This window comes from Planctomicrobium aquicomposti (assembly GCF_051466325.1).
Classification (GTDB): domain Bacteria; phylum Planctomycetota; class Planctomycetia; order Planctomycetales; family Planctomycetaceae; genus Planctomicrobium.
The window spans coordinates 4848335-4865541 of record NZ_CP195792.1 but is presented as its reverse complement, the minus strand read 5'-3'; the positions used below and the strand labels follow the sequence as shown (position 1 = coordinate 4865541).

Sequence of the window (17207 nt, the reverse complement as noted above, 5' to 3'; positions counted from 1 at the left end):
TCACTTTGGACTGCCCCGTCCTCGCTGCGCGGATGTCAGCATGTCTTCAGACGAAACGCTGGCTGCCTGGGGACTGAAAGGAGCAATCCGCTCCTGTCCATCATCGGCGGGAAAGTGTCAGTCGTCAAAGTTTTCATGCGGACCCTGTTGAAATTTGGCAACAATCGCGCTGCGGTGCCCCGTCGGACCACCAGTCTTCCACCGCCACAACTCGCGCGAAGCAAGTAACAAGTCCGAGAGGGCGGGGAACAGGCCCAATAGTCGAAGCGGTGGCGTTCCACCGGCCAAAAACCGGCGGACAACTTTCCCGAGCACAGCGACGTTCTCCAGGGGGATCTGCTACAACCGGTCAACCGTTCTGGCCAGGCCTGACAGCCGATTGCACTTGCGAGCCCCTCACAGCCGGGAACGCACTGAATCAACGGCTCGCCACGCGGAAATCAGCACTTCAGGACACGAAACGCTTGCTCCGAGGGGACAGGAAAGCGCAACCTGCTCGAGGCGAAGTTGATTTCTCTTCCAGGAACAGTCAAGACGTTCAAACCGCTTACCATTCCGGCAGATCACCGGTCAGGACAACCCAACATGCAGCTGTACAGACTCACCTCCATCGGCCTGACGCTCACCGCTCTGCTGCTGCCTGCTCCGGTCAGCGCACAACAGAACGTGGATCACGATCGTTTGACGCAGGTTTCCATCATCAACGCTCTGTTGCTGGGGGAATACGATGGTGTGATGACGATCGGCGATCTGCTGAAGCTTGGGGACTTCGGACTGGGAACGTGCGATCATCTGGACGGTGAACTGATCGTGCTTGACGGCGTCGCCTATCAGGCCCGTGCCGATGGGAGCGTCCAGCAGTTGAAGCCCGAAATCACGACGCCGTTTGCCATCGTGACCCGCTTCGAACGGGATCACGAACGTCCCTGCCCGCCGGTCGATTCCCTGGAGCAGCTGGAACATGCCGTCGATGCGATGGCCCCCGGTCGTGACCGCTTCTACGCCATTCGCGTGGAGGGTGTCTTCTCATCACTCTTAATCCGCAGTGTCCCCCGGCAGGAACGCCCTTATCGACCGCTGGTCGAAATCGCCGCCGAGCAGGCCGAGTGGAAACTCGAAAAAGTGACCGGCACGCTCGTGGCGATTCGCTGTCCCAAATGGGTCTCGGGGATCGGAGTTCCCGGCTATCACTGGCACTTTCTCAGTGCCGATCGCAAAACCGGAGGGCATGTCCTCGGTTGTCAGCTGACCTCCGGGACGCTGGCGTTCGACGATTGCAGTTCGTGGCTGATCGAACTGCCGACCGACACCAAATCGGCCGACCTCGGGCAGGACCTGAGTCGCGAACTGGAGCGGGTCGAAAAACAGCGGACCGATGCCGGCGGGAAGCCGTAACGGATTCCCCTGATTTCGACCGGCGGCATCCAGAACCTATTTGCCCTGCTGCAGCGGTCGCACGCTCACTTCCCGGAAAGTGACGACGTCGCCGGGACCGTGTGCCTGCAGGCCGATATACCCGCTTTCCGGGCGAACCGGTTCGCGCAGCGGCTCATACCAGATCTTGCGCTCGGGGGACTTGTCGGTGGCGGTATTGAAACGGCAGACTTCTTTGCCGTTCAGATCGACGACGATCTTGGGGCCATCCAGTGTGATGATCATCGTCTGCCAACCATCCGGATCCGATGTCGGTGACGCCTGGGCAGGGCTGTAGGAGTAGACCGAGCCGGTGCGATGGAATTCGTCGGCGTTGTCCTGAATCTGGACTTCAAACCCGTGGTTCACCACGAACCACGCATGCCGGGAGGCAGCGGCATCATCACGGGCGGTCCGCTGCCCCTCGGGAGTCAGTTTGCCATCTTCGGACGGGAGAGCGGCTGCCGGATCGTCGAGATGCTTGAGGACATCGTCGTGGATCCGGACGTGAACGCCACTGTTTCCCTTGGGCCGACCTGTCTTGAAGACGACACGAAGCTGGCAGTCACCGAATTTTTCGGGAGTGAAGATGCACATCCCCAGACCCTGCTCATTCCCCTGCGTTTTCAGCAGCCCGTCCTCAACGACAAAGCTGCTGCCTCCGATCTGCCGCCAGCTCGCATCGATTTTTCCATCCTGAATCAGGGGGAGCTGGCGCCATTCGGACGATGAAGTCACAGGACCCTCTGCCTTCGAAAGAGGAGCAAGGCTCAGCAGACACAGAAGCAGGAGAGAAAGATTTCGCACAAACGGTCTCCGGTTGCAGGGGAGCGGGAAGAGCAGTTGGCTGGCGGAGATCGAAGAAACAGCATTCTCCGCCCGGCCGGAGCGGATCGAGCGGGCGGAGGAGATCAGGTCCTTTACTGGCCGGAAACGGCAAAGTCGTTATTCAGGTCCCGCAGCACGGTGTGAATATGATTCGCCGGATTGCCGGCCGGATCGGACTGCACCTGATTGAGTTCAATCCGCAGCGAGGGGGCCTGAATCGTATAGGTGTGGGGCGAAGTCGTTTCCGTCCCCCCGGTCCAGGCAAAGTGAATGTCATTCAGTCCGTCGTACTGCAGCTTGTCGAGTCGGGCCTTGGCCACGGGGGCGAGCATGTTCCCGTTGAATTCCTGAATCAGCTGAATCAGCAGGGAGCGCTGTTCGCCGTTCAGTTCGGAATAAGGAATTCCGGCCGGGGCATCCGATGCGGGACGGGGCTTGCCGACGTCGCGAACGTCTTTGGGATTCGTGGAGGAGATGATCGCCTTGGCCCGTTGTTCATCGCTCAGTGAATTGACCAGTTGAAAGGCCAGTGCGTCTTCTTTTTCCAGCACGCGGGTTCCGACTGTGACGCCGGTCTTGTTTTCATTCCGGACGGTGGCGGGATTCATGCCGAACGATTGCGGAGTGGCCGCCACGATGTGGCCGTCGCGAACGGTGATGTTGATCGACAGGTGATGCCCTTCGATCGAAAGACCCCACTGGCTGTCCTTCGCCGGGTCGCCGAACACGGTATAGAAGTAGCGGTCCGGGGCCCGCTGGTGAGAGCTCGACCCTTTCTCCAGCTCGAGCACGAGATCTTCGAACCGCATGATCTGGGTCGCTTTTTTGTACCCGACATCGCTGAGGGCCGCCTTCAGCAGAGCATCGGCAGCCTCCCGCTGCTGCGACGTCATGTGCTTGAGCTCCAGCCCCTTGCGTTCCTTCTTGGGGTAGAAGTGCCAGTCGTAGCGGAGCGGGCTGTCGAACGCGAGCACGGTCTGGTTCCGTTGTGCCGTGTCCAGTGTGTTGACGAAGTTGACGGTGGCCGTCTGCAGTTTGGCTGTGGCGTCTTCCATCTTGGAGGCTGCCAGCGAGAAGTTCACACAACAGAAGAGAAGTCCGGTTGCAATAGCCAGCTTGCGCATGTCAGTGCATTTCCGCTAAAGGAAGGGCGTGGTGCAGCCCCGTCTCGTGTTGGGGAGAGGTGGGGGGAACGATGGAGTGGGGCCCGTGTCCCGGGCCCGACGGTCGCCCGCGATGGTTGTCCGGAAAGGGGGTGTCCATTCCGTCCACATGTTAAAATCAATCTGACCAAATGTCACGGACAGGCATTTTCGGGGACTGTCGCGTGACTGCCGCCTGTTTCCGGACCACAATTCAGGAAGGTGTTCCCGGAGGGCCGCTGCAGGAATTGACGCTGAGGTCCGTGCTGGTACGATCTGGCCGCATGATTGCGAAAAAGAGGGCGGTCACATCCGCACGGTTTCCTGCGGTGATGTTCTGTGGGGCGCATCTCCCGGTTTCCGTTCACGACTCCTAACTCCCGAAGTCGAGCGAGTTGATGGTTCCTCAATCCGCTGACGAGTTGGCCCGACTGCTCGTCGATCTGCAACTCGTCAGCCTGAACGACATGCGTCTGTGTCGTCAGGAAGCGAATGGTCACCAGTCGGCCGATGGGCTGCTGCAGCTCCTGGAACGCAAACAGCTGCTCACCTCACTGCAGGTGCAGCGATTGCAGAAAGGGGAGATTGAAGGACTGATCCTCGGCGGCTGCAAACTTCTTTATCGGAATGCCGCAGGAAGTTTTGCCCGGGTCTATCGTGCCGAGCAGATCAAGACCGGTCAGATGATTGGCGTCAAGGTGCTGCGCGAACGCTGGTCGAGTGATCCGGATACGATTCAGCTGTTTCACCGGGAAGGGGAGATCGGGCGGCGTCTCAAGCATCCCAATATTGTTCCCATCTTCGATGTCGGCGTCGAAGGGAAGATTCACTACATGACGATGGAGTTTGTCGAGGGGGGGAACCTGCGCGACTTCATCAAGATCCGGACCAAGGTCGAACCGGCTGAAGCCTGTCAGTTCGCTCTCGATATCAGCCGGGGGCTGGCGGCTGCGCTGGCGCAGGGGGTGACCCATCGGGACATGAAGACGACCAACGTCCTCATGAGCAGTAATCGCGTTGCCAAGCTGATCGATTTTGGACTGGCCGCCGATGACTCTTTTCTGAATCGGGTGGGAAGTCCCGATCTGGCGCAGGCGCTGGAATATTCGACGCTCGAAAAGAACACCGATGCGCCCCGCAACGATCCTCGCAGCGACCTCTTCTTCCTCGGGACGATTCTGTACGAACTGCTCTGTGGCGAGCCCCCGTATCCCCGGACGCGTGATCGCGAAGAACGGAAACGTTTCTCACGCTACCGCGACATCCGTCCGGTAACGACTCGCGAGCCCCGGCTCCCCGGTCGCATCGTCGGCATTGTGGAGCAGTTACTGCAGATCAACCCGGCGCAGCGATATCAGAGCCCTGGTGAAGTGGCTGCCGAACTGGAAGGAGCGCTGCGTGAACTGGGACATGTGCCAAACACCGCTGCCGGCACACCGCCACCCGCGACGAATACCAAGACCCTGATTTGTGTCGAAAACCGTCCGAAGCGGCAGGACATTCTGCGGGACTATTTCTCGAAGCATGGCTTCCGGGTCCTCCTCCTGGGGGATGCGGACCGGGCGATCTCGCGACTGAAATCGATGTCACCGCAGGCGATCATCTTTTTCGCTGATTGCATCGGGGACCGGATTGTGGGAGACGTGCAGGTCGCCCTGCAGGCGTCACGTGGGCAGGATCTGGCCGTCGTGACAGTTCTGGGAGAAAATCAGTCGGAGCTGCTGCCGCGCTTCGATCAGTCCGATTCCCGCAGCATTGTGCTCCGCCAACCGATCAACCTGCGGGAGCTGCGGAAGAGCCTCGAACGGGACGCCTGAGCCTGCTGCAGTGCCCCTTCTCCATCACGGGGGAAAGGACCGTCAGGCTTGGCAGAAAGCGGCCGGGCCGATGCATTCTGCACGGCAACTCGGCCGGCTCATTAACGAAGTCAACCGGGAGGGCAAAGTCCGGCAGTGGTGTCCCGGGTGAACAGCAACCCGGAATCACCTCGCTCGAACTTCCCACTCCCGGTGACAGCCCCATGTCCACTGACTTCGGTGATCAGGTCCGGTAGTACACGGTGGAGAATCCGTTCTGGAACTGGCTCAGGGTCAAGGTGACATAGCCATCGTTGGTGGTGTCTTTGATTGAGCCCCCATCGGTCCCCCACGGATTGTAAACCTTGACCGTCCAGGCCCCCTTCTTGTCCTTGGTCGCTGAGACCACGGTGTAGGCATGGCCGGTCACCAGGCCCACGGAGTTGGTCTCCTTCTTGGTCGAACCCGAAGTTCCGGCGACGATCATCGTCTTTTTCTTGAGGGCGTCCGCCAGAACCTGACCTGTGGTCAATGAAGCGGGAACCGTGTTCGTGGTTCCGCCGTGCATCTGCTTCATGGCGGTGCTGACGCTGTACAGCGTGCCACCGTTCTTGGAGTTGGCACGATCCCAGTCGGCTTCCGTCATGTTGGTGGACCAGTCAATTTTGTAGAAGCGTTCCAGACGGGCCCGCTGCATCAGAATGGTCCAGTATTCCGCATTCAGATAACCCTTGGAGTCCATCGACGGCGAAGGATCGTTATCACTCCACGTGCCGTCGAAGTTCACGGTCTCATACACCGCATTGCCGTTGTCATACAGCTTCACGCTGTAGTTGTTGTTGCCGAGATAGCTGATCTTGGGAGAAGCAAAGCTGATTCCTGCTGTCACTGCCGCTGAGAGCGTTGCCAGGGTCTGGCAGGTCGGGCTGTTTTCCTGATTGATATCGGTGACACTGATTCCCCCCACGATCCAATTCTTGAAATCGAAGCCGTCGCTGTACTTGTCGAAACCGGCTCCCCCGACAAGACGGTCTTTCTCGGCGACGGTCGCTCCGCCGACACCCGCTGTTCCACCGTGCAGGAAGTCGTTCCCGGCGTTGCCGAAAATGACGTCGCTGCCGGCATTGCCGAAGAGGGTGTCGTTGCCCGTTCCCCCGGAGATGGTGTCATCTCCGGTGCCGCCCCAGACCGTGGCCGGGATCGAGACCGCTTCGAACGACGTCACATGCAGATTGATGATGTCGTTTCCCGCGAGCCCTTGAATTTCAATCTTGGTGATCGCGGAAGAGCTGACGGAGGAGAGCAGTTTCCCACCGGAGCTGATTTTGCAGTTGTCGATGCTGATAAAGGTTCCGGCCAGGCCGTTGGACTGACGGACTTTAATGGTGTCGGCCTTGGACGTCCCTTCGATTTCCAGGACCCCCTTGGTGAGGGTGGCTGTCAGGGTCGCCGCCGGCAGCATACGAACTTCCAGTGTTTCCGAGGCGTCGAAATTGACGCGAGAGTTCCGACGGCGGGAAGGGGTCACGGTCTTGGTGAGCAGTCGCGAGCCGATTTTGCGGAGTGTATTCAACATGGGTTTGCCCTGAATTTGCATTCCCCCCAATGCGGGGGGGAGGCGTCTGAGAAATGCATCTGTCCCAATGAACGGGGTCCGCGGGAACGCCGGACGAACTTTCCCGAGGGGAGGCACTCTCTAGGGGCATCGCGCCACGCGGCCGCGGAAGATCAGTCGCGGTTGTGGAGAATTCCCGCAGCCTGGGCCGCTTTTTCCAGCGCCCGGTGAACCCGCTTGCGGACCGCTTCTTCGGTTGAGCCGCAGGTTTGGGCCAGCTCCGACCACTCCGCACCGTTCATTCGCTGCTGGATCAGCTCGCAGTCGGCGGGAGAGCAATGGCTGTAGATGCGGGAGGCGAGCTCCTGCATTTCCACCAGTCGTTCGAAGCCGCTGCCGGATTGCGCCAGCCCGTTCAGGGCGTCATCTCCTCCCTGCGCAATCTTCCGGGCATCCCGTTTCTGGGCGTGTTGCCACGCGACCGCGTCATAGATGCGGTTCTGGGCGATCTGGAGTAGCAGGGCCTTGAGTTGCCGAGGATCGGCGACGTTGACTTCATCGACATCGACCGAGCGGAAAAAACGGGCCAGCACTGACTGGCAGATATCGAGAGAATCGACAAAGCGACGCACAGAGGAGGAAGTGAGACGGAAGCGGATAAACCGGCGGACTTCGGGCTCGTACTTGCGGACCAGTTCCGTCGCAGCGGATTCATCCCCCTGCCTGATGCGCTCCATCAAAATGGAAAGCTCGCCCGGTTCCGTCATGTGAACCCACTGCCGAGAAAGGGTCAATTGCTGGAAGAACAATACACCTCTACCTGTTCGCTGCGCGCATTGCAAGGTTCTTGTCCGGAACGCAAAGAACGCATGGGACGGAGGCCGTGCCATGCGTTCTGTCAAATGCTGACTGTCAGCTTGCGAGCAGATTACCGACGGCCGGTTGACCGTCCGCCGTAGCCCCCGCCCTGCCAGGGTCGGCCACCGCCTCCGCCGTAGCCACCGCCGCCACCACCCCAGCCGCCGCCGCCGTGGTTGTGACCACCGCCTCCGTGGTTGTGACCACCGTGGTTGTGTCCACCATTGTTCGGCCAATTATTATTCTGCGGCGGCCAGTTATTGTTGTGGGGCCAATGATTGTTGTTCTGCGGCCAGTTATTGTTGTGGGGCCAATGATTATTGTTCTGCGGCCAGGGGTTGTTCTGAACGACCGGACCCGGACCGTGAATCAGAGCGCCGATTCCCTGCATGATCAGGGCTGCATTCTGGGCGTCCTTGTCGCCACGGCTTTCCCCATCCAGCTTGCTGACTGTGGATGCAAACCGGTTGTCCTTCATGGAATTGTCATCGGGACGGGCCATCACTTCACCGAACCGACGCTTCAGGTAGGCCTTCTGGGTTTCGTTCAGACCCTGAGCCTGGTCGATCCAGTCGCCGAAGCCTTCGAGGCTTTTCTTGTCGCCGAGCAGTTCGGCTCCCTTGAGCTGATCGAGCACCCACCGGTAGGCGGCAATCTGTTCGACCGGCATTTCTTCAACCGAAACCTGCAGCGCCGGCTCATCTTTGCGGCTGGCGCCTGCCAGTTTGTTCGAGCTCTTGGTGAGGGCGACGATGTCGTCATACTTCAGGGCTGTGGCCGCCTGAGCCACGCGGGCGAGGGCTTCTTTATCGTCGGCATCGACGGCGACCTTGGCCGCGATGGCGAGCAGTTCTTTGGCGCTCCCCGCTTTGTGAGTTCGCAGCAGCACCCGCTCCCCTTCAGCCAGCTGCAGGGCCAGATCGGTGAGCAGCTTGGCATCTTTGTTCGACCAGGCGTAGCCCAGCAGCGAGATGTCGAGATAGGTGTTAAAGGCCGGATCGTAAAGATCCGCACCCTCGAAGGCTTCACCCTCGGTGGCGGCAGCTTCGGCCGTGGCGGCCGGTGCAGCTTTCGTTTCGGCAAAGGCAGCCGGCTGGGTCACGGACAACCCAAAGGCGAGCGCCAGGGCTGACAGTGACAGGGAAAGGTTCTTCATCGCGTTTTCTCCTTGGTTGCTGAAAACTTGGACAACTCCATTCACAATTCGCCGACTGCCCATCCTGAAACAGCGGATCGTGATCCCCGCATCCGAACGACTGCGAGCCGCTTGGCTTGTTGTTGACCCCTGCCGCTGCCGCGGAACTCTGCCTGCATCCGTGAGAATGCTTGCTGTCGGGAGTTCGGATGGAGCCTCTGCTCGAGAGCAAGTGGCTCGCTCCAGCTCCCGTCCCGCGACCGTTTCGTGTGATGAAATCCTCACTTTCGCGGCAAATAAGGCCATCCCAGGCCAAAATGCTCTAGTTGGCGTCGAATCGTGTCTGGTCGCTGCCGGAGACTTTGTAGACCGCCCAGAAATAAGGGTGAATCCACGGATCTCCCGGCCCTTCGTTTCTTCTCTCCTGAATGAACTTTCTCTGCGCATCGGCGACAGCACTGACGGTTGTTTCACCGGCCAGAAGTTCCTCGAACACGTGATTCATAATCTCGGTCCCCGTGTTGTCGAAAACATCCCAGACCCCGTCCACCACCGTCAGGACTCCCGCATGCAGCAGGGCCCGTTCAATCCCGAACAATTCGTCTCCCGCCACGGGAGACCGGTCACTCAGGCCGGTGTAGCAGGCGCTGAGTAAGGCGATACTCGATTCAAAACGGGAACCGTAGATCTCACCGGCCATGAAATATCCATCATTTTCCGGATCCGGCTGACAAATCAGGTAACTGGCCAGCGGCTGGTCGGGCAGGTTGGTCCCATGGGTGCCGATGAAAATCATGCCCGGCTGTTCGAGCCCCTGACGCAGTCGCCCTTCCGTCGCCTGACGATCGGTCGTCAGCTGCAGCGAGTTCTTGAACGTCCGCTGCAGATTGGCGAGATCGACCTTCACACCCGGGAGTGGCTTTTGCGTGGCGAAGGTGGAAATCCCGATTGCCTGCACGGAGCTTGCAGTCTGCCGCTCATCGGTCCGCAGCAGATGCCACGACGTGAAGGAGGGGGCCTGCACGAGGTTGATGCCACTCTCAATCCAGAAGCGGGGCATGACGGTTTCCAGCGGGCCACGCTGTGCGGCGTCGAGTTCTGTCACCAGTGCGGCGAAAGGGAAATAATGCAGGAGATGCTGCGGCACAATCACCACGTTTTTCGCATCGCCGATTTCGCTGCGGGCTGCTGCGGGAATCAGCTCATTCCAGAAGCGGTGCAGCTCGTGTTGCCAGGTACTGTCGAAGGGCTTGTCCGGGGCACTCGTTTCTCGCAGCTTGCGGGCGGTCTCTTCCGTCTGATTGAGAAAAACCCGGACCCGGGCCAGCAGTTCGACAGGCTGAACCGGAGTGCCGTGACTGTTTTCCAGCCGGTGGGCAGTCACATGCTGCGGCCCGTTCACGACGAACACCCAGGCTTGATCTTCACCGAGGAAATATTCGAGACCAGCGGTTCCCTGTGGCCATTCGGCGAGTGCGGCCTGCAGCTGATCCACGGGGGCCTCCGCAGGGGCATCCCCGCTGTTTCTCGACGACAGCATATCCTGCAGGGCGCGGGCCTTGGCCGTTTCGAGAAATGCGAGTGCTCCTGCGGCATCCTGTTTGTCGATCAGCAGTTCCACGATCCGGTCGGTCACGTAAGCCCGACGGGCGAGGAAGCCCGCGCGGCTGAGGCCGATGGTGTCATCGGGATATTGCTCGCGCAGGTGTTCGGCCAGAGCGTGGGATGCCAGGAGATTCTGCAGGGCGGCATCACGCAAGGCGACCTGATCTGCCCCGGGCTGCTGCCGCTGATTGAGTTGAGCCAGTGCCCGCAGCCGCAGAATTCCTTCAGCGCCGACAATAGAACCGATCGCCGCGTAATCCTGCAGGGCCTGCGTCGCAAATTCGAGACAGACGGTTGAGTTTCCCTGCCGATGGGCCAGCTGCGCCAGTGTTTCGGCTGCGGCGGCGCGGGTTGCCCGATCGGCTTCCGCAGTCGGTTTTAGAACGTCGACTGCCAGTGCTTCGGCCTTCGTGCGGGCCGCTGCTTCCAGCACATCGAGACGTTGATCCACCGGCAACTGGGCATTGGTGACTCGCAGCAGATCGGCGAGCAGCGCGTAGTGACGTGCCAGCCCGACCTGTGCGGCATGGGCCGATGCGGGTCCCAGTTCCTTGCCAATCTCGCACGCCTGCTGATACTCGTGACAGGCACGCTGCCAGGTGATCAGGACATCGAAGAGCGTGTCGGCAGCACCGCTGGCGGAGCGCCACGGACGGTTGTGTAACTCGTTCTGAATCCGACGCAGCAGGAAGTTGGCGTAGTTGTTGCGAATGCGATAGGCGTCTGCGGCGGGAGCCGTGGCGATGTCGTGCAGGGCCGCCTGGAACTCCATCTCCGCATCGCCAGCCAGTGTCGCGCTGGATTCTGCCATCGCCACTCCGCGGTACAGACGGGCGAGTCGGGCGGCGCGGTCCGAACCGGAGGCTGCGGTCTGTAGAAAGTCGAGCGCATCATTCCACTGGCCTCGGGCAATCAGATCCCGGGCGGAATTGACGGCTGCCAGTTCCTCATCCTCGTCTGTGGGAGCGGCTGAGTCTTCACTGCGCAGATAGCGAAGCAGTCCTTCCCGCACCGTGACGAGGTGGGGCGACAGTCCGTCGCGATCCAGCAGATCGGCCGCGTCGGAGAAATAGGATAAGGGCTGTCCGAGTTCGTCCACATTCTTCAGCAGACGTTCCACCAGCACCTGATCGAGCAGATTCTGATCGACAGGGCCGAGGACCCGCTGGACTCGCTCGACCTTTTCGGTCCACTGTTCCGTCAGGTCGGTTTCGACAACGTGGAACGAGGTCTCCGTGGCGGCATTCTTCATTTTGAGGAGGTACCGGCCGGGGGGGAGCCCATCACGGATCGGTTCGGGCAGGCCCGGAAGTTCCTCCCAGCGCAGTCGGGACGTCCCCGGTGGAAACGGGAATTCGTAACGCACCTGGCTGCCGATGAGGGTGCAGCTGTCGGCTGGATAGGGGTCGCTTCCGTCGGAGGGTTGCCGGCGGAACGTGACGCGCGGATTCAGGTTCTGCCCCTTATCCGCCGGAGTCAGCAGGCTGCCGGCCTTCAGGGCCCGGACCACTTCGCCGCTGGCCAGCTGGTCAAACTCGGCTAAAGAGATGGCGACGGTCTGGCCGTCACCTCCCGATTCAGAGCGGGAAACCCCTTCGAGAGGTCGCAGAGGAGTGGGAGCTTGATCGGCAGCCGCCGAGAGGGGAAGGCAACGGGCTCCTTGCCCTTGCCGGATGATCCAGAGGCCCGGCTGCGGAGAATCGGGTCGGCTCGCGGTGTCTTGCGGCTCCAGGACAATTCCCTGCTTCTCATCCAGACGGATGATCAGGCTTTCCGATCCCCCGGCACTGGTGCTGGCCAAGCCGCCGATGAGGCAAAATAGCGCAAGGCGCAGAGCGATACCGCGTCGTTTCGAATTAACTTGGCCCGGCATGAAGATGACTTCGTTATCTGCGAACGCAAAGTGAGAGGAGTCTGGACCCCCACTGATAGTTCTGTCACGTTACCTAGTTCAAAGTACAGTTGTAAACGGACTTGAGAAGCGGAAGCGGACAGGGATTCCCTACGAAAGGGTCCTCCCGCTGCTGCCCTCGGGGAATCACTTTTTCTGAAACGCGATGGCGAGGATTTCATTGTGGGGAGTCCGCCAACGGGCGATTTCCTGATCGAGTCGGGCGGCAATGGCCGCATCTCCCTCTTCGTGTTTCACCGCCGGACCGAAACCGCGTCCGTGATTTTCCACGCGGGTGCCAGCGGAATCGGCCCTCACGATGGAGTAGGGAGGAAGTTGTCCGAGCTGCAGGCTTCCCGGGCGAGTTCCCTGCAGTTCAGTGAGGAACGGGCTGACATCTTCAGCGATGCAGAGCAGCAGGACCTGCGGTCCGGTCGGTCCGGTCAGGGGGACAGAGGAGTCGATCGACGGGTAATAGAACAGACGACGGCGGGGCTCGGCTTCCCAGTTTTGCAGAACCGTCCACCCCGACTGGTTATCAAAGTGCAGCAATGCCGCCTGTCGCTGGGCCGGAAGATGCACCTGCATCCTTAATTGGTCCCCTTCGATGAGCGGCAGCTTGTTCTCCAGCGGTTCAAAGGTGCCGTCGTCCCAGGCGTCGATCTGGAGCTGGGCCGGTTCATTGACTGTTGCGAGGAGTGCGTTGAGATTCTGCGGAGCGGGGGAAAGAGACCGCCACACCGTCCAGCCGACGAGCAGGATCACAAGGGCTGCCGCAGCTGCACCGGCGGCCCACCAGCGAGCGGGAGTTCTCGGTCGAAAGACCTCTTCAATCCGGGAGGCGAGGTCGCCGGCGGTGGAATACCGTTGTGCCGGGTTCAGCGACATCGCCTTGCAGCAGATTTCCTTTAACGGCAGCGGAGCGTCGCTCCCCTCCAGGTCAGAGGCATTCCAGTCCCCTGCCTGAACCGACTTGAGCAACTCATTGACGCTCGACTTCTGATAGGGAGGGTGTCCGGTCAACAGGAAATACAGGACCGCACCCAGTCCGAACTGGTCCGCGGCCGGACCGACCTGGTCGGGATTGCCGCTGACCTGTTCCGGCGCCATGAACTGCAAAGTGCCCGAGATGCGGCTGTCTGTTTCCGCAGGGGTCCAGGCATCGATCAGTCGGGCCAGTCCAAAATCGATGAGGCGGGGGACACCCTGTTCGTCGATGAGGATATTCTTCGGCTTGATATCGAGATGCAGCAGGTTCTGTCGGTGAACATAATCGACCGCCCGAGCCACCGCGGCGAGGATCTCACCTGCCCGCTGGGGTGTGAGCGGATGTCGCCGGACGTACTGTTCCAGCGAGACACCCGAGATGTATTGCATGACGACGATTGGGTAATCGTTGACGATCTCGACATCGTAGACCCGAACCAGATTTTCGTGTTCCAGTCCGGCCAGCACTCGACCTTCCCGCAGCAGACCGGCGGTGGCCTCGGCATCCAGACCCGAGGGATGCCGTCCCAGTTTCAGGATGACATTCCGTTTCAGCGTCGGGTGGATTCCCAGAAAGACTTCCGCCTGTCCCCCACCGTCGACCGGAGCGACGACGAGATATCGGCCGACGGTCGTCGGGAGTGGTCGGCCTGCCAGCAAGGGATGCGCCGGCTTTGATTTCGTGACAGGAGGAGGAGCCGTTGCCTGTGACAGCGAAGGGGAGAGCAGATCATCCAGCTCGAACTGCCGCCGCAGCCCCGTTTCATATTCCGGAAACCGCGCGAGAAACGCGGCCTGCGTGGCGTCGAGGCCGTATTGCTGTCGCAGACCATATTCGCAGTAGATCAGGTCGACCACATCGTCGACGTCGGGAGGATCGGATTCCAGCCGCGCAATGAATTCATCGCAGAGAGGACGTTCACCTTCTGCCCAGCGCCCCCGCATCTCGTGCAGAAACACAGCGACCCCCGGAAGTGAACCATGCATGGCAATTCTCGTTTCCCCGAGTTGCTCGTCGTGGGAGGATTTGGGCAGATTCATCGGAAGGCCTGCTCGTCGCGAGGTGGTGGAAAGCCATTGAATTGGACGATCGCCGGAAGACTGCATGGGCGGTCCTGCCAGCATCTCACAGCCACTCTCCAGTGTCTATTGTCTGAACGGGCTTTCGAGAGGCTTCGGACAAGGAATCTGAAGCTCTCTCGGCGAATTGCTGTTGGGGTTGTGAGCTGTTGCCTTTCACAGCATTGCTCTCCTGTCACGGCGCGCGGATTGAATCGCATGCGAATGGCACAGCTGCAGTGTTCGTTGAGACGCGGAGAACATGGTGAGTCCGGCGACGACTTGACAGAATTGCTCAATTCCCTGTCCGCAGAGTCGGGGAGTTGCCGTTCCCGCAACAGGAGGTACAAACTGCATGTTTCGATTCACGCCAACTTGTCACGATTGCGGGGTCAATATGTTCCTTCGCCTGAAGAAGATGCTTGCAGTCTGCTGTCTGCTCGCCGTTTCTCCGGCTGTCCGGGCGCAGCCCTCCTCGGAGGGAGAGGCCCCACACCAGAAACAGGCGCTGCTGGTGGGCTGCACCGAGTACGAGCAGTCGGATGCCATCCGTCGGCTGTATGGTCCGGCGAACGACATTCCGATGTTCCGCAACATGCTCAAGGAACGTTTCGGTTTTCAGGATGCGGAAATCCGAACTCTGCTCGGATGGCCGACCAATGAAGCCGAACGCCCCACCCGGGAGAACATCGTCAAGGCACTCGATGAACTTGTCGCCACGGCCCAGCCAGGCTCGCAGGTGGTGATCCTGATCTCGGGGCATGGAACACAGGTGCCGGTGCCGGAAGAGAAGCTGGCGGAATCGGGCGAACAGGACGACGGTCTGGATGAAGTCTTCCTGCCCGCCGATGCCCGCAAGTGGAACGGGACCGAACTCCCCAACGGGATCACCGATAATGAGTTCAGCAACTGGTTCACATCTTTGACCGACAAGGGAGTCCACCTCTGGGTGATCTTCGACACCTGTCACTCCGGGACCATGACGCGGGGTGGCGCGAGCGATGAACTGGAAGAAGAACGTTCCCGCGCTGTTCCCCCTTCGCAGCTGGGGATTCCCGCTTCGACGTTCAAACGGACGACAGGTAACCTGCTGGCGTCGGCAACTCCGAATCTCAAGCAGTCCGCCAGTGCTCACGGTGGCAGCTTCACCGGCTTTTCGGCAGCACAGGCTTTCGAAGAGGCGCCGGAGCTCCCCCGCCCCGCCAAGGCCCCGCGCAAGCCAGCGCACTACTACGGGCTGTTTACTTATTCACTGGTCAAATCGATCGAACGTCAGAAGGCTCCGCTGAACTACCGGGAACTCGGTCAACAGATTCTCAATCTGTACTGCGCCGAGCGTGGCACACGTGGGCCGACGCCACTCTTCGAAGGATCGCTCGAGCGTGAAGTCCTCGGGCAGAAAACGTGGGGGGATCACTCCACCTATCCCATTAAACTGCAGTCAGGGAGCTTTCGGATTCAGGGGGGAGAACTCAACGGACTGACTGTCGGTTCCGTCGTCGCGCTGGTCCCCGAAGCCGGAGGGGATGAGGCTGCCGCGCCGGCCCTCTATTTCAGGATCACCGAGGCGACACCGACCGAAGCGGTCGCCCAGCCGAGTGATGCGGAAGGAACGGTCCAGGACCAGTCGCCAGCGCTCGCCGACAACTCACGCTGCCGGCTGCATTCCCAGGCACTAGGTGAGATGCAGGTGAAGCTCGGGATTTTCCGCCATCCCCGGATCGAGTTCCCACAGGAAGGAGATCTGCGCATCGCACTCGAAACTTTGCCGGAGCGAAGCCGAAATCTGTTTCAGCTGGAGCCCGATCTGCAGTCGGCTGACTGGGTGCTGTATCTGGTTCCCCCTTCCGTGATTCGTGAAGAATTCGATACCGATCCCGGAGCCCCCGCAGTGATCCTGGCCACCCCCGCGTTGCTCCGGTCATCGTGGGCCATGACCGAAGAACAGAAAGCGGCAGCCGGACCGCAGCCGGAAAGCTCTGCGGCGACCTCGACACACGCCAAGTTTGCGACAACCTGGCACAAATTACCTCCTGCCAAAGACCGCGCTGCTTTCAACACGCTGGCGAACAAGCTGGCGACCGACGTGCAGAAAATCTTCACGTGGCAGAACGTCTGGCGAGTCGCCCAGACCTCATCCACTCTGCAATCCGCTCCTGACCTGCAGTTCACGATCCGCGTCCACCGGAACGGTGAAGAGGTCATCAATCCTCCCGTGCTGCACAGCGGCGAAACGATTCACGTCCAGATCGAGAACGAGGGGGTCCGGGACTACTGGGTGACGCTCCTCTTTCTGGGAAGCGACCTGAGCATGACCAACTTCATGTCGGGTTCGATCAAGGCCTCGAGCAAATCCCCCCCGCTGAGTCCGACCGTCGACGATTCCACCGTCGGTCTGGAAGGATTTGTGCTGCTGGCCACCCCGATCTCCACAGGAAAAATGGAACCTCAATTTGACTTTCTCGAGCAGGTCGGCTTGAAGGAGACGGAAGTTGCGACCCGGGGATCGAAATCGGTTCCGACCTCTCCCTTCGGTCGGCTCCTCGATGCGGCCCGCTCGGAAGTGAAGACCCGGAGTCTCGGAACGGAAAGTGTCGACCAGCCGAATGTGATCATGCGGACCTGGCTGACGCAGCCAGTCGGAAACACCGGTTCGGGTTCTTCAACAAACCCGTAGAACCGGCCAAAGTGCGAGAAACCAACCCGCGACGCGGGCGGAAAATTCGGGGACGTTGCCTCCCCGCGACACCGAATTCTGGCAAGGTGCAACGATCCCGTGAAATTTACGGAAGCTCCGAGTCGGAATGGGGATATCGTCTTTGACTTGAGGCGAAAGAAGATTTAAGCTGGCGGGAACTGACATGCTCGGCTGCCGCTGCTGATTGGCCGTTTGCGGATGTCAGTTTCCGCAATGGATTGCACTCACACGGATGAGGGC

General features: G+C 60.3%; 10 protein-coding genes. 3 read left to right on the top strand and 7 right to left on the bottom strand.

Annotated features, from left to right (window positions below; genetic code table 11):
* Positions 1 to 585 precede the first annotated feature (585 nt).
* A complete protein-coding gene (gene budA / locus SH664x_RS18695) occupies positions 586 to 1395 on the top strand; it encodes an acetolactate decarboxylase (protein ID WP_437203454.1) in 810 nt (269 codons plus the stop codon).
* A gap of 36 nt (positions 1396 to 1431) precedes the next feature.
* Here the strand turns inward: budA and SH664x_RS18690 are convergent, their stop codons facing one another.
* Together SH664x_RS18690 and SH664x_RS18685 are read right to left on the bottom strand one after the other, a co-directional pair.
* Entirely contained in the window at positions 1432 to 2151 is a 720-nt protein-coding gene (locus SH664x_RS18690; RefSeq protein ID WP_437203452.1) for a 3-keto-disaccharide hydrolase, read from the bottom strand.
* Between the two features lie 182 nt (positions 2152 to 2333).
* Positions 2334 to 3365, bottom strand: coding sequence for a DUF3500 domain-containing protein (locus SH664x_RS18685; RefSeq protein WP_437203450.1), 1032 nt, complete (start codon positions 3363 to 3365; stop codon positions 2334 to 2336).
* A gap of 416 nt (positions 3366 to 3781) precedes the next feature.
* Here SH664x_RS18685 and SH664x_RS18680 point away from each other — a divergent pair, with 416 nt between their 5' ends.
* Positions 3782 to 5200, top strand: coding sequence for a serine/threonine-protein kinase (locus SH664x_RS18680; protein WP_437203448.1), 1419 nt, complete (start codon positions 3782 to 3784; stop codon positions 5198 to 5200).
* Positions 5201 to 5423: 223 nt separating this feature from the next.
* Here SH664x_RS18680 and SH664x_RS18675 read toward each other — a convergent pair whose 3' ends face one another.
* The 5 genes from SH664x_RS18675 to SH664x_RS18655 form a co-directional block, all read right to left on the bottom strand.
* On the bottom strand, positions 5424 to 6755 hold the full coding sequence (locus SH664x_RS18675) for a C2 family cysteine protease (RefSeq protein ID WP_437203446.1): 1332 nt from the start codon (positions 6753 to 6755) through the stop codon (positions 5424 to 5426).
* A gap of 152 nt (positions 6756 to 6907) precedes the next feature.
* The gene (locus SH664x_RS18670) at positions 6908 to 7501 is read right to left on the bottom strand and encodes an RNA polymerase sigma factor (protein WP_437203444.1); all 594 of its coding nucleotides are present in this window, start codon (positions 7499 to 7501) and stop codon (positions 6908 to 6910) included.
* Positions 7502 to 7662: 161 nt separating this feature from the next.
* Positions 7663 to 8748: a hypothetical protein gene (locus tag SH664x_RS18665; RefSeq protein WP_437203443.1), complete on the bottom strand. Its 1086-nt coding sequence runs from the start codon at positions 8746 to 8748 to the stop codon at positions 7663 to 7665.
* 301 nt (positions 8749 to 9049) lie between these two features.
* Complete coding sequence (locus SH664x_RS18660; protein WP_437203441.1) at positions 9050 to 12133, bottom strand: CHAT domain-containing protein; 3084 nt, start codon at positions 12131 to 12133, stop codon at positions 9050 to 9052.
* Between the two features lie 237 nt (positions 12134 to 12370).
* Positions 12371 to 14197: a serine/threonine protein kinase gene (locus tag SH664x_RS18655; protein ID WP_437203440.1), complete on the bottom strand. Its 1827-nt coding sequence runs from the start codon at positions 14195 to 14197 to the stop codon at positions 12371 to 12373.
* A gap of 427 nt (positions 14198 to 14624) precedes the next feature.
* On the opposite strand from SH664x_RS18655, the gene SH664x_RS18650 reads away from it, so the two are divergent.
* Positions 14625 to 16946, top strand: coding sequence for a caspase family protein (locus SH664x_RS18650; protein ID WP_437203438.1), 2322 nt, complete (start codon positions 14625 to 14627; stop codon positions 16944 to 16946).
* Positions 16947 to 17207 lie beyond the last annotated feature (261 nt).

Excerpts from the sequence above, each read along its gene's own strand:
- SH664x_RS18650 (WP_437203438.1), top strand. The coding sequence starts at position 14,625 with ATGTTTCGATTCACGCCAACTTGTCACGATTGCGGGGTCAATATGTTC.
- SH664x_RS18665 (WP_437203443.1), bottom strand. The coding sequence starts at position 8,748 with ATGAAGAACCTTTCCCTGTCACTGTCAGCCCTGGCGCTCGCCTTTGGG.
- SH664x_RS18675 (WP_437203446.1), bottom strand. The coding sequence starts at position 6,755 with ATGTTGAATACACTCCGCAAAATCGGCTCGCGACTGCTCACCAAGACC.
- budA (WP_437203454.1), top strand. The coding sequence starts at position 586 with ATGCAGCTGTACAGACTCACCTCCATCGGCCTGACGCTCACCGCTCTG.
- SH664x_RS18670 (WP_437203444.1), bottom strand. The coding sequence starts at position 7,501 with ATGACGGAACCGGGCGAGCTTTCCATTTTGATGGAGCGCATCAGGCAG.
- SH664x_RS18685 (WP_437203450.1), bottom strand. The coding sequence starts at position 3,365 with ATGCGCAAGCTGGCTATTGCAACCGGACTTCTCTTCTGTTGTGTGAAC.
- SH664x_RS18680 (WP_437203448.1), top strand. The coding sequence starts at position 3,782 with ATGGTTCCTCAATCCGCTGACGAGTTGGCCCGACTGCTCGTCGATCTG.
- SH664x_RS18655 (WP_437203440.1), bottom strand. The coding sequence starts at position 14,197 with ATGCATGGTTCACTTCCGGGGGTCGCTGTGTTTCTGCACGAGATGCGG.